The following is a 13,098-nucleotide window of genomic DNA, read 5'->3' as shown; positions in this document are numbered from 1 at the left end:
GAGTTGAGCCGGACGGGAGGACTGATTGGTTCCAGTCGTTCGCGCCCGGCTCGACCCAGCTCTATTCGACAGTGCGAGCGCGCTCAACCCACTCCTGGACGTGGGGGAACTCCTCCGAGAAGCCCTCGAGTGCTGCCCGGAAAGCTTCTTTGTCGACTTCGGTGACGACGATTCCGGCCTCACGAACCTTTTCCATCAACTCATCGGTCTCGGCTTGCGTGCGGGCCCGGAACTCTTCCTCTGTTTCCCTTGCCGCCTGCTGCAGCGCCTCTTGTTGGTCCGAGCTGAGTTGTTGGTAGAAAGTTTCCCCGACCACGATGATGTTGTCCTGCATCATGTGCTCGGTCAGGTTGAGGTGCGTATTGACCTCGAAGAAGCCGCTGTTCCAACTCAAGGACAGGGGGTTCTCCTGGCCGTCGATGACCCCGGAGCGCAGCGCTTGGTAAACGTCCGGGAATGGCAAAGGCGTCGGCGAAGCGCCAAAGCGCTCGAATGTGCGCAGCCACATCTGAGTTTCCGGCACGCGGATCTTCAGGCCGGCCATGTCTTCGGGAGTCTCCACCGGCTGATTCGCAGTGAGCAGGCGGGGGGCGCGGGGTACCGCCACCAGCGGGCGCAGGTCGGCTTCGGCGACAACGGCCTCGGCATAATCATCGCGGATCGCGTCCCAGACGCGGTCCTTATGATCGGCGTCATCGAAAAGATAAGGGTAGGTCCAGACTTCGGCTGGCCGATACCAGCCGGACAGCAGTGCCTGTCCCGGAGTGGCAAGATGGATGCCGCCCTGCAGGATGGTTTCCACCAAGTCACGATCGCCACCGAGAGCGGCTCCGTGGTGGGTTTCTATGACGACCTCACCGTCGGTCAGCCGTTCGACCCGTTCCGCGAAATCGTCAGTCGCCAGGGCGATGGGATCATTTGCCGCTACGGCGGTACCCGCGATCCATCGGTGTTCTTGCGCCTCCGCCGTAGACACTGCAGCGAGAACGGCGAGAAGACCGGCGCTGCCGAGCAGAACGCTTAGAGTGCGGCCAACGAATGTACGTTGGGGCCGGGTGTTCTGCGGCGTTGTTGTCTCAAGGATGTGACGTGTCATTTTTTTCCTCCCGAGTGAATGCTATGCGGTGCTTCTGACGCACTTCTTAGTAATGCAGGGCACCGAGGTCGGTGGCCCCACGGAACGAGTTACTTGATTGCTGCGGTTGCCTGTTCTGTTTCAGGCGCAAAGGCGCGCTCCATCTCGCGCCGGATGCGCACGGCGATGTCATTTTCGTCGAGCTCGACGTCATTCCAGCACAAAGCTTCGCCTTGCATCTTTGCAACCTTGAGCTTAACCCCTTGCGCCAGCCCGAGCGGCAGGCCGCCAATTTCCAGTGAGCGCTCGGCAGGCATCTGCCTACCCCAGACGCAGAAACCGCCCTCGCCGTCGAGAATCTCGCCGGCTGCAAGATCTCGTTTGGCCGTCGCCACGACGTCTGAACGAAATCCGGTGGGAGCGCCCGTGGCTTCGCCGCGTAGGGCGATCGAGGCAATCGAGATACCGAGTTCCAGGCCGATCAGGTGCGTCGGCCGATACAGGGCCGAGAATCGGAAGCTGCTATCCGGCAGGAATTTGAACTCTTCGATGCAGTTCCGCACGTAGTCGCTCTCGGCCTCCACCACGACGTAGGTGCCGATCTGCAAGTGATGTTCCACCGGGGTACGGTCCCGGTTCAGCGAGGAAACCACTTCGGTTGTGCCTTCATGACTGAGTTGCCCACCTGCCGCTCGCGGCTTGCAGATCTCAGCGAGGTCGTAGCAGGAAGCCGGGGGAAAAGAGAGGCCGTTCGGCTGGGGCGTAAGGCCAGTCGCGTTGCAAACTGCCGTCATCTCGATGCCGGACTTTGTGCCGTCAATGAAGGAATTGTACATCTTAGGGTTCATGCCGCCGCGCGCGGCCATTTCAGGCGAGATGCCGAAATTCTCCCAGACCGTCTCTGGGGTGGAGGCGTGGAAATCCGGGTGATAGCGCGTTCCCTTGCCTGCGCTGACCACTTTGAAGCCACAGGCGCGGGCCCAGTCGACGTGTTCGCAGATCACAGCTGGCTGGTCGCCGTATGCCAGGCTGTAGACCACTCCGGCCTGGCGGGCGCGGCGCGCCAGCAGCGGCCCGGCCACTACGTCGGCTTCGACGTTTACCATGACGACATGACGTCCGGCGTCGATCGCCTCCAAACAATGCCGAATGCCGGCGGCGGGATGGCCGGTACACTCCAGAACGACATCGACGCCTTCAGCCGCGATTAGCGCGGAGGCATCATCGGTAATCCAAGTGGCGCCGCTGCGCACGGCTTCCGAAGCGGAATGCGCTGAAAAGCGCTCGTCTTCCCAGCCGGTACGCCTGCAGGTCTCTCTTGCGCGCTCCACATTCAAGTCTGCGATCCCCATGACGTGCAGACCGGTCATCAAGCGAGCCTGAGCCAGGAACATCGCCCCAAATTTTCCTGCTCCGATCAGGACCACGCGAACTGGTCGGCCAGCCTCGGCACGTGCCTGGAGTAGCTGGTAAAGGTTCATTTCGCTCCCCATACTCTGTTTATGGGGAGTCAGGGTAAGGGCCCCCTTGTCATTAGACAATGCGACAAATACTCATTGTCAGATTAGCGCAACTTATCAAACGACGCTGGCCCTGGAAGCAACGCTCTGCCGAGGGCTCCGCAATGTGCAGGGAATGGACAGGAGTTCCATTGCGGACTGGATTTGGTGACTGGATTATGACCACGTTTTGAACTGCTCGTTCGACAGTCTCCTTCCCCTCACCTTCACCGCCTGGTTCCGCCAGCGGGGTTGGCGGCCGCATTGTCACCAGCTTGAGCTGCTGGCCCGCGCCCGGGACGGTCAGTCGGCGCTGTTGATTGCGCCCACCGGCGGCGGCAAGACCCTGGCCGGTTTCCTGCCCAGCCTGGTCGAGCTGGCCGAGCATCCCGTCGAGGGGTTGCACAGTCTCTATGTCTCGCCGCTCAAGGCGCTGGGTGTGGACGTGGCGAGAAACCTCACCGAACCGGTTCGCGAGATGAACCTGGACCTCGCCATCGAGACCCGCAGCGGCGACACGCCGGAAGGCAAGCGGCGCCGCCAGCGCGAGCGCCCACCACAGATCCTGCTGACGACGCCGGAATCCCTGGCGCTTCTCCTGTCCTACCCCGATGCCCCAAGGATATTCGGGGGCCTGCGCACGGTCATCCTGGACGAGATTCATGCCCTGGCCCCCAACAAGCGCGGCGAGCTCTTGGCGCTGGGCCTGGCGCGGCTGCAGCAACTGGCGCCGGGGCTGCGCCGGGTCGGCCTTTCCGCCACCGTTGCCGACGAAGAGGCGCTGCGGGCCTGGCTGGCACCGGGCGGCCGGGGCGAGTCGATGGCGCTGGTGCGCGGCGGCGCCGGGCTGGAGCCGGAGATCGAGATCCTCACCACCCGCGAGCGCCTGCCCTGGTCGGGCCACATGGCGCTGCACGCCCTGCCGGAAGTCTATCGCCGGCTCTGCGAGGCCGGCACCACGCTGGTGTTCGTCAACACCCGCGCCCAGGCGGAACTGGTCTTCCGCGAACTCTGGCGCCTGAACGAAGAGGCCCTGCCCATCGGTTTGCACCACGGCAGCCTGGCGGTGGAGCAACGCCGCAAGGTGGAAGCGGCCATGGCGGCCGGCAAGCTGCGCGCCGTGGTGGCCACCTCCTCCCTCGACCTCGGCATCGACTGGGGGTCGGTGGATCTGGTGGTGCAGATGGGGGCGCCGAAGGGGGCAGCGCGCCTGCTGCAGCGCCTGGGACGCGCCAATCATCGCCTGGACCGCCCGAGCCGGGCGCTGCTGGTGCCGGGCAACCGCTTCGAGGTGCTGGAGTGCCGCGCGGCTGTCGAGGCGGTCCGTGCCGGGAGCCTTGATGGCGAGACGCTGCGCCCGGGCGGCCTGGACGTTCTGGCCCAGCACATCCTGGGCATGGCCTGCGCGGCCCCCTTCGAGGCCGATGCGCTCTACCGGGAGGTCACCACGGCGGCGCCCTATGCCGGGCTGACGCGCGCCGACTTCGATGCGGTGCTTCAATTCGTCGCCAGCGGCGGCTATGCCCTGCGCAGCTATGAGCGTTTCCGGCGCCTGAGCCTCGATGCCAAGGGGCGCTGGCGGGTGAGCGGGCCCGCCCAGGTCCGCCGCTACCGCTTCAATCTCGGCGTCATCGTGGACACGCCCACGCTCAAGGTGCGCTTCAAGGCGGCGCGGCGCAGTCTCGGGGAGGTGGAGGAGTACTTCGCGCAAGGGCTGCGCCCCGGCGACAGCTTCATCTTCGCCGGCCAGCTGCTGCGTTTCGAGCGCATCCGGGAAACCACGGTGGAGGTGAGCCGCGGCGGCAGCGGTGATCCCCAGGTCCCGGCCTACATGGGCGGCCGCCTGCCGCTCTCCACCCATCTGGCCGAGCGCGTGCGCGGGCTGCTCGCCAGCCGGGAGGAATGGCCGAACCTACCCCCGGCCGTACGAGAGTGGCTGGCAACTCAGCGCTGGCGCTCAAGCCTGCCCTCGCGCGAAGGCCTGCTGGTCGAGAGCTTTCCGCGCGGCGGCAAGCATTTCCTGGTCGCCTACTGCTTCGAGGGACGTAATGCACACCAGACCCTGGGCATGCTGCTGACCCGGCGCATGGAGCGCAAAGGCTACGGCCCGCTGGGCTTCGTCGCTACCGACTACGTGATCGCCATCTGGTCCCTGAGGCCGGTCGAGGATGTGGCCGATCTCTTCGACCAGGACATGCTGGGCGACGATCTGGAGGAGTGGATGGCGGAATCCTCGCTGCTGCGCCGCACCTTCCGCAACGTGGCGGTGATCGCCGGGCTGATCGAGCGCCGGGTGCCGGGCGCCGAGCGCAACGCATGTCAGGTCACCTTCAGTTCGGACCTGATCTACGATGTGCTGCGCCGGCACGAGCCGGACCATGTGCTGCTGCGCGCCACCCGCGCCGATGCCGCCGGCAGCCTCACCGACATCGGCCGCCTGTCGGACATGCTGGCCCGGGTCCAGGGGCGCCTCGAGCATCGGCGCCTCGACCGGGTCTCGCCGCTGGCCGTACCGGTGTTGCTCGAGATCGGCCGCGAGCAGGTGGCAGGCGCCGCCATCGACGAACTGCTGGACGAGGCGGCGGCCGACCTGATCGCGGAGGCCACCAGCGGTGTACAGCAGGGCAGCCTGCCGCTGTGATGGCTTCAGGAGTTAGTGGTCGACGATGTCGCCGTCGGTGAAGAGAAACTCGCGCAGGTGCTTCTCGAAGGTCTCGTCGTTGCGACGCAGCCACTCCAGGGCCATGCAGGCATGCTCGATCTCTTCGCGCATGTTGTGCAGCAGGATCGCCTTCAGGGCCTCGTCCTCGCAATCGTCGGCGCGCTGCTGATACCAGTCGACCGCCTCGAGTTCCTCCATCAGGGACACGATGGCGTGATGACGCATCAGGGTATTCTTCGACAGACGCTCGCGGGGGGCGTGGAGCTGGTCACTGGCCATGCTTCGATCTCTCCTTGGCTGAATCTCGTTTGGCCCGTTCCGGGCCGCGATCACGATAACCGTGGAGCGAGGGATCAGGCCAGCGTGAACTCCGCCACCAGGGGGGCATGGAACGACTGCGGGCTGCCCGGCGGCAGGGCCCCTTCGTCGTGCAGGGCCTCGTTGTGGATCTCGCAGTGCAGGAAGTGGGAGGTGAGGCCGGGGCTGGCCAGCAGATGGTCGTAGAGTGCTGCCCTGCCGTCGTGCAGCACGGAATAGCGCCGGTCCTGTGGCAGGCTGCGGGCGAGCGGCGTGAGCTCGCCTCCCGCCAGATTCGGGGTGTCCACGTCGGCGGCAGCGCCGCGCAGGATGCGCAAGGGGGCTTCGTGCTCCCCGGCGTTCATGTCGCCGGCGACGAGCACCAGCGCCTCAGTGTCGAGGGCCAGGAGCTCCTCCACCAGCAGGCGGGCTTCCAGGGCCTGGCCGCTGCGTTTTAGGCTGGCCAGGTAGAAGCCTTCCGCCCAGCCGCCCAGGCTCTGCCAGCCGCCGCCGCGGCGGCGCTGGCCCGGCACGGGCGCGGCGAGCGGTGCCCGCAGGTGCATGTTGACGATGTGGAGCAGAGGTCCGTCGGGCAGGCGCAGGCTGGCGCGCAACAGCGGCCGGTCCCAGGTGATCGGCTGGACTTCGGTCGACGGCGGCAGGGCCGTGGCATACTGCAGCCGCGGCGCCGGCACCAGGCGATGGTGCAGACTTTCCCAGGCGATCAGCGGCCAGCGCGAGAGGATGACCAGGTTGTGCTTGTCCGCCGGGCGCTTGCCGCTGCGGTCCAGGGAAACGGCATGATCGAAACCGGCATAGCCGCTTTCGGCCAGCAGGCTTTGCAGCGCCTCGAGCTGCCGACTGCGGGGCTTGCTGCGGGACGTGCTGCCCGGCGGCGGTCGCTGCGCGTCCACCTCCTGCAGGCAGAGCACGTCGGCGCGAAGGCGCTGCAGTTGGGCGCGCAGCAATGGCAGTCTTTGATCCAGCGCGCCGCGCCCCTCCGCGGCCACGCCCAGGTTCTCCAGGTTGAAAGTGGCGATGCGCAGCCGGCGTTCGGCCATGAGGGTCCTTTCCGCGCTCCGCCGCCAGACGCGGACAGATCTAGGTGCTCGAGTCGCCGCCCTGCACGACCGGCCGGAAGATATCGAGCAGGCGACGGTAAAGCGGCCGCTTGAACGGCACAATCAGCTCCGGCAGATCCTCGAAGGCCGCCCAGCACCAGGCGGAAAACTCGGGCTCGGGTCCGTCGATGTCGATCTCCGCGTCCTCGCCCAGGAAGCGCATGGCGTACCACTTCTGCTCCTGGCCGCGAAAGCGCCCCTTCCAGAGCTTCGGCACCAGATCGGGCGGCAGGTCGTATGCAATCCACTCGCTGCAGGCCAGGATCTCGGCCCGGTCGGTGCCGATCTCCTCCTTCATCTCGCGGAAGGCGGCTTTGAGCGGATCCTCCCCGGGGTCGATGCCGCCCTGGGGCATCTGCCAGGCCTCGGTTTTCATGTCGAGGCGCTGGGCCACGAACACCCGGTTCTCGCGGTTGAGCAGCATGACGCCGACCCCGCGGCGGTAGGGCAGGCGCGCGATCTCCGCTTCGCTGAGCGTGCCGCGGGCGTGGGGGTCGTTGGCCGTGTCGCTCATGGACGCTCCTCGCTGTTCTCGGCCCCAGGGGGGTCAACGGCGACGGACTCGGTTGCGGTCGGTGAGTCGCCGGCATTCTCGTCGGGAGCCGGAATCGGCACGCTCTGCCAACCGGCCAGGCGCGGCTCGCCCTGGTCCAGGGCGGGCAGGGGACCGGTGTAGAGCGAGGTCGAACGGCCGAACTCCTCGGGAGCCTGGACCAGGCTCACGCCCAGCCAGACCAGCCCGGCCACCACCACCATCCAGACGAGGATCCGCAACACCGGCTGCCGCTCCGCCGGGCTCAGTTGACGATGCGGCCGTTGAACAACGCCAGGCCGCGCAGCAGGTCGAGAGCGCGGGCGAGCTGGTAGTCCTCGATGATCTCCGCCGCTTCCTCGTCGCCTTCGCCTTCGCCGTCCGGCTCCGGCAGGATGACTTCGGGCACGGCCTCCTCGCCGTCCGGCTCCGCCGGTGTTGCCGGCGCTCCCTCACCGTCCAGGTGGCGCCGCAGATCGGCTTCCCGACGCTGGCGCTGCTGCTCGGGCGTGGTCACGGTCGCCTGCTCGACAGTGATGTCCGGATCGATGCCCATGGCCTGGATCGAGCGGCCCGAGGGCGTGTAGTAGCGCGCGGTGGTCAGGCGCATGGCGCCATCAGCGCCCAGCGGGATCACGGTCTGCACCGATCCCTTGCCGAAGGAGGTGGTGCCCATGACGATGGCCCGGCGGTGGTCCTGCAGCGCACCGGCCACGATCTCCGAGGCGGAGGCCGAGCCGCTGTTGATCAGCACCACCATCGGCAGCCCCTCGATGTCGTCGCCGGCGGTGGCGTTCCAGCGCTGGGAATCCTCGTCGTGCCGGCCGCGGGTGGAGACGATCTCGCCGCGATCAAGGAAGAGATCGGTCACGCTGATCGCCTGTTCGAGCAGGCCGCCCGGATTGTTGCGCAGGTCGAGCACATAGCCCTGAAGGTCGTCGCCAAGTTCGGCTTCGATCTCCGCCATGGCCTCTTCCAGACCGGGGGTGGTCTGCTCGCTGAAGGAGGTGACGCGCAGGTAGCCGATGTTGCCCTCGATGCGGCTGCGCACCGACTGCACCTTGATGATGTCCCGGGTGATCTCCAGGTCGAAAGGCTCCTGTTCTCCCCGGCGTATGGTGACGGTGATAGGGCTGTCCACCGGTCCGCGCATGCGGTCAACCGCTTCGCTGAGGGTGAGGCCCATCACCTGTTCGCCGTCGATGTGGGTGATGAAGTCGCCCGCTTCGACGCCGGCACGGTAGGCCGGCGTGTCGTCGATGGGCGAGACCACCTTCACCACGCCGTTCTCCATGGTCACCTCGATGCCCAGGCCGCCGAACTCGCCGCGGGTCTGGGTGCGCATCTCCCGGAAACTGTCGGGGTCGAGATAGCCGGAGTGGGGGTCCAGGTGGTTGAGCATGCCGCGCACGGCGGCTTCGATCAGCTCCTGGTCGCTGACCTCTTCCACGAAGTCGGCGCGCACCCGTTCGAAGACCTCTCCGAAGAGCTTGAGCTGCCGGTAGGTGTCCGCCTCCTGCGCGCTCGCCTGCAAGGGGGTCATCGCCATGAGGAGCAGCAGCAGGCTCGCCACCGCCGTGGTCGTCTGTTTGATCCTAAGCATCAGCCTCGCGCCTTATCGCTGGACAGTGCCAGCCAGGGTAGGGGATCCACTGGTTGCCCGCCACGCCGCAGTTCCAGATAGAGTTCGCTTTCGCGCTCGTCGTCGTCGGCCATCGACCCCACGGGTTCGCCGGCGAGCACCCATTGACCCTTGGTCGCCGCCAGTTGGCCCAGCCCCGCGAGGAGGGAATGATATCGCCCGTCGTGTTCTATGATCAAGATCAGCCCATAGCGACGAAAGCGCCCCGCATAGGCAATCCGACCGTCGAAGGGGGCCACCACCTGTGCCCCGGGACGTGCCTCGATGACCAGGCCTTCGGTCCGGCTCCCGCCACGGGCGCGGTCCTCCTCGCCGAAGCGCAGGGCGATGCGCCCCTGGGCCGGCATCTGCAGGATCGCGCTGCTCTGCTCGGGGAATGAGCGGGCCTCGGCCGGGCGCTCCTCGCGCAGAGCGGCCGTTGCCTGCTCCTGCTGCGCACGGGCATCGTCCTGTGCCTCGGCGGCGGCTGCGGCAGCCGCCTCCGCTTCCGCCTGGCGAGAGGCATCCTGGCGCGCGCGTTCCGCCTCGCGTTCCGCAGCTTCGCGCAGCGCCTGGGCCCGGGCCGCAGCCTCGGCGGCGCGCCGGGCTTCGGCGGCGCGCTGCTGTCTTTCCCGCTCCGCCTCGGCCTCCAGCGCTTCCAGCAGTTGGCGCAGATCGTCGGCTTCGGCCAGGCGCGCCTCCAGGGCGGCCTCGGCCTGGGAGCGGGCCTCGGCCGTCTCGCCCAGCACTGCTTGGCGGCGCTCGGTCAGCTGTGCCAGCTCCGCACGTTCCTGCTCCAGCTGCACGGCCTGCTCTTCCAGATGCTGGCGCTCGGCCAGCGCCTGGGCCCGGGCCTTGGCGTAGCGGGCATGCAGTTCGGTGAAGCGCCGGGCGCGCTGCTCGAGGGTCGGCACAGCGCCGCCCAACAGGCGCGCCGCCCGCAGCGCATCCAGTGGATCGCCGGGCGCGCTCAGCGCCGCTTCCGGCGGCAGGCGGCCGAGGCGCTGCAGGGCGGCCAGGCTGCCGACGAGGCGTGCCTGCTCGACGTCCAGCGCTTCGCGGCTGCGCAGTTGGGCGACGCGGTGGACGGCCGCGCCCAGCTCGCCAAGCGTCATGGCGGCTTCCAGAGTCTGGATGCGTTCGGCCAGGGCGCGCGCCGCGCTGCGCAAGTCATCGATTTCCGAGCGCAGTGCCGCGGCGGCTTCGGTGAGCGCTTCGGCCTCACGCCGGTCGGATTCCAGCTGCTGTTCGAGGCGTTCAAGCTGAGCGCGCGTTGCCTCTTCCTCCTGCGCCTCGGCGGCGAGGGTGGGCGGCAGCAGCGTAAGTCCGAGCAGCAGCACGACAGGGAACAGCATCGCCTGCAGCATAGAGCGGGAATGGAAGCTGTCGAGAGAGCAGCGCCCAGGGCGCGACCCCCGCAGCTCGGCGGCTATCCGACCTTGCGCAGTTCGTTGCCTTCGCCGGGCAGACCGCGCTCCTTGCGCGGGGTACGGCCGAAGAAATCGCGGTAGCACTTGGAGAAGTGCGAGGCGGACACGAAGCCGCAGGCCAGGGCCACGTCGATGACCGACAGGTTGGTCTGCAGCAAAAGCAGGCGCGCCCGGTTGAGCCGAAGCTCCAGGTAGTAGCGCGCGGGCGAGCGATTGAGATACTTGCGGAAGAGCCGCTCGAGCTGGCGGGTGGACAGCCCGGCCTCGCGGGCGAGCTGGGCCCGGGACAGCGGCTCTTCCAGGTTCTTCTCCATGGTGGCGATGATGGAGAGCAGCTTGGGGTGGCGCACCCCCAGGCGGGCCGGCAGGCTCATGCGCTGGTGATCGTGCTGATCGCGTATGCGCTCATGCATGAACTGCTCGGCCACGGCGGCCGCCAGTTCATGGCCGTGCTGCTGGGTGATGACGTTGAGCATCATGTCCAGCGGTGCCGTCCCGCCGGCGCAGGTGAAGCGTTTGCGCTCGACCTCGAAGAGCTCGTTGCTGACATCCAGCTCCGGGAACTCCTCGACGAAGGAGGCGAGGTTCTCCCAATGGATCGTGCAGGCCACATCGTCGAGCAGGCCGGCCTTGGCCAGCACGTAGGGCGCGGTGCAGATGCCGCCGATGTCGCAGCCCTGACGGTCCATGCGGCGCAGCCAGGAGATCAGCCGACGGTCGGCAGCCTTCTGGATCTCAAGGCCGCCGCACAGGGCGATGGTCTGCAGCTTGGCGGCGGCGTCGAGATCGCCTTCGGGCGTGAAGGCGAGTCCGTTCGAGGCGGCCACGGCTTGCCCGTCCACCGAGAAGATCGGCCAGCGGTAAAGTTCGCGCCCGCTGATCCGATTGGCCTGGCGCAGAGCCTCCACGGCCGAGCTGAACGCGATCATCGAAAAACGCGGCAGCAGCACGAAGCCGATGACCTGCGGAAACTCCTTGGGAAGATTACCCAGCATGCATGCCTCTATGACAGGCTCTTGGCCGACACGACTGGAGGAGAAATGTGGCACAAGCACGCATGTCGCGAAATGGAAACTTGTCGGCGGGAGGGGAAGAGCTGCCATGCGCCTGAAGAGGTGGTTTTAGGCCGCGTTGCATCGTCGGGTTGCCGCTGACACCATACAGTCGGAAACTGGGATTGGACGTTGCGGGACAACAGGCTGGTCAGAGGGTGCGGCAGCAGGCATGAACAAGCGCTATTCGATCTTCTCCCTGGCTCGTAATGCCTTAAGCCGCCATGAGAATTGGCAGGAGGCATGGCGTTCTCCTGCCCCGAAGCCGCGCTACGACGCGGTGATCATCGGCGGCGGCGGCCACGGCCTGGCCACGGCCTATTACCTCGCCAAGCAGCACGGCATGACAAATGTCGCAGTGCTCGAGCGCGGCTGGCTCGGCGGCGGCAACACCGGACGCAACACGACGATCGTGCGCTCCAATTATCTCTGGGACGAATCGGCCGCGCTCTACGAACAGGCCATGAAGCTCTGGGAAGGTCTGAGCCGGGAGCTGAACTACAACGTCATGTTCAGCCAGCGCGGCGTGCTCAACCTGGCGCACAACCTGCATGACTTGCGGGAAATCCAGCGCCGCGTGAACGCCAACCGGCTGAACGGCATCGACGGCGAAGTGCTCGACGCGCAGCAGGTCAAGGATTTCTGCCCGGCCATCGATCTGCGCGCCGGCGGGCGCTACCCGGTGCTGGGCGCCTCGCTGCAGCGTCGTGGCGGCACCGCCCGGCATGACGCCGTGGCCTGGGGCTATGCCCGGGCGGCCGATGCCCTGGGTGTCGACATCATTCAGGAATGCCCGGTCCACGGCATCCGCGTCGCCGACGGCAAGGTCCAGGGCGTGGAGACCGGGCGCGGTTACATCGAGACCAGCAAGCTGGGCATCGTCGTCGCCGGACATTCCTCCGTTCTGGCGGAGATGGCGGGCTTCCGCCTGCCGGTGCAGTCGGTGCCGCTGCAGGCCCTGGTGAGCGAGCCGGTGAAGCCGGCCATCAACTGCGTGGTCATGTCCGGCGCGGTCCACGCCTACATCAGCCAGTCCGACAAGGGCGAGCTGGTCATCGGTGCCGGGGTCGACAAGTACGTGGGCTACGGCCAGCGCGGCAGCCAGCCGGTCACCGAGGAGACCGTGGCCGCCATCTGCGAGATGTTCCCGATCTTCCGGCGCATGCGCATGATGCGGCAGTGGGGCGGCATCGTGGACGTCTGCCCCGATGCCAGCCCGATCATTTCCAAGACCCCGGTGGAGGGGATCTACATCAACTGCGGCTGGGGCACCGGCGGCTTCAAGGCCACACCCGGTTCGGGCTGGGCCTTCGCGCACACGGTGGCGCGCAACGAGCCGCATCCCCTCAACGCCCCCTTCACACTCGACCGCTATCGCACCGGCTATCTGATCGACGAGCACGGCGCCGCGGCCGTTGCGCATTGAGGAAGCACCCATGCTGCTGATCGACTGCCCCCACTGCGGCCCCCGGAGCGAGACCGAATTCTCCTATGGCGGTGAGGCCCACATCGCCCGCCCCCTCGATCCGGCTGCGCTCAGCGATGCCGAGTGGGCCGACTATGTCTTCCTGCGCGACAACCCCAAGGGCCTGATTCGGGAGCGCTGGATGCACGCCCATGGCTGCCGGCGCTGGTTCAATGTCGCGCGCGACACTGTCACCTACGAAATCCTGACCGTTTATCCCATGGGGGTGGAGCCGCCGGAGTTGCCGGAGCGGCGCTACCCTTAACAGGTCGGCTTCGAAGCGCGCCTTGCCCCGTCAATTGGCCCCATCGAGGCCCACCTAAAGTTCAAGGACCCAGTGTGCG

The 13,098-nt window shown here is 67.1% G+C and carries 12 protein-coding genes; 3 read left to right on the top strand and 9 right to left on the bottom strand.

Annotated elements, in window-relative coordinates:
• Positions 1-61: 61 nt before the first annotated feature.
• Together ABZ720_RS05875 and ABZ720_RS05870 are read right to left on the bottom strand one after the other, a co-directional pair.
• Entirely contained in the window at positions 62-1,096 is a 1,035-nt protein-coding gene (locus ABZ720_RS05875) for a TRAP transporter substrate-binding protein (RefSeq protein ID WP_366554579.1), read from the bottom strand.
• Positions 1,097-1,185: 89 nt separating this feature from the next.
• A complete protein-coding gene (locus ABZ720_RS05870; protein ID WP_366554578.1) occupies positions 1,186-2,556 on the bottom strand; it encodes an NAD(P)H-dependent oxidoreductase in 1,371 nt (456 codons plus the stop codon).
• 208 nt (positions 2,557-2,764) lie between these two features.
• Between ABZ720_RS05870 and ABZ720_RS05865 the strand changes: the two genes are divergently transcribed.
• Positions 2,765-5,215, top strand: coding sequence for a ligase-associated DNA damage response DEXH box helicase (locus tag ABZ720_RS05865; protein WP_366554577.1), 2,451 nt, complete (start codon positions 2,765-2,767; stop codon positions 5,213-5,215).
• Between the two features lie 12 nt (positions 5,216-5,227).
• On the opposite strand, the gene ABZ720_RS05860 is transcribed toward ABZ720_RS05865, so the two are convergent.
• The 7 genes from ABZ720_RS05860 to ABZ720_RS05830 form a co-directional block, all read right to left on the bottom strand.
• Positions 5,228-5,515 (bottom strand): ferritin family protein, encoded by a 288-nt coding sequence (locus tag ABZ720_RS05860; protein ID WP_366554576.1) that lies wholly within the window; start codon positions 5,513-5,515, stop codon positions 5,228-5,230.
• A 74-nt stretch (positions 5,516-5,589) separates the two neighbouring features.
• Complete coding sequence (locus tag ABZ720_RS05855; RefSeq protein ID WP_366554575.1) at positions 5,590-6,594, bottom strand: endonuclease/exonuclease/phosphatase family protein; 1,005 nt, start codon at positions 6,592-6,594, stop codon at positions 5,590-5,592.
• 40 nt (positions 6,595-6,634) lie between these two features.
• Complete coding sequence (locus tag ABZ720_RS05850) at positions 6,635-7,168, bottom strand: RNA pyrophosphohydrolase (protein ID WP_366554574.1); 534 nt, start codon at positions 7,166-7,168, stop codon at positions 6,635-6,637.
• Complete coding sequence (locus tag ABZ720_RS05845; protein WP_366554573.1) at positions 7,165-7,431, bottom strand: hypothetical protein; 267 nt, start codon at positions 7,429-7,431, stop codon at positions 7,165-7,167. The genes ABZ720_RS05850 and ABZ720_RS05845 overlap by 4 nt, the downstream gene beginning before the upstream one ends.
• A 20-nt stretch (positions 7,432-7,451) precedes the next feature.
• The gene (locus ABZ720_RS05840; protein WP_366554572.1) at positions 7,452-8,789 is read right to left on the bottom strand and encodes a S41 family peptidase; all 1,338 of its coding nucleotides are present in this window, start codon (positions 8,787-8,789) and stop codon (positions 7,452-7,454) included.
• A complete protein-coding gene (locus tag ABZ720_RS05835) occupies positions 8,789-10,162 on the bottom strand; it encodes a murein hydrolase activator EnvC family protein (protein ID WP_366554571.1) in 1,374 nt (457 codons plus the stop codon). Before ABZ720_RS05835 ends, ABZ720_RS05840 begins: the two co-directional genes overlap by 1 nt.
• Before the next feature lie 74 nt (positions 10,163-10,236).
• A complete protein-coding gene (locus ABZ720_RS05830; RefSeq protein WP_366554570.1) occupies positions 10,237-11,232 on the bottom strand; it encodes a GlxA family transcriptional regulator in 996 nt (331 codons plus the stop codon).
• Between the two features lie 229 nt (positions 11,233-11,461).
• Between ABZ720_RS05830 and ABZ720_RS05825 the strand changes: the two genes are divergently transcribed.
• Positions 11,462-12,715, top strand: a complete 1,254-nt coding sequence (locus tag ABZ720_RS05825; protein ID WP_366554569.1) for a sarcosine oxidase subunit beta family protein — start codon at positions 11,462-11,464, stop codon at positions 12,713-12,715.
• A gap of 10 nt (positions 12,716-12,725) precedes the next feature.
• A complete protein-coding gene (locus tag ABZ720_RS05820; RefSeq protein WP_366554568.1) occupies positions 12,726-13,019 on the top strand; it encodes a sarcosine oxidase subunit delta in 294 nt (97 codons plus the stop codon).
• The last annotated feature ends 79 nt before the right edge of the window (positions 13,020-13,098 follow it).

The organism is Aquibaculum sediminis, assembly GCF_040712085.1.
Classification (GTDB): domain Bacteria; phylum Pseudomonadota; class Alphaproteobacteria; order Kiloniellales; family DSM-21159; genus Aquibaculum; species Aquibaculum sediminis.
This window is presented reverse-complemented; position numbering and strand designations above follow the sequence as displayed.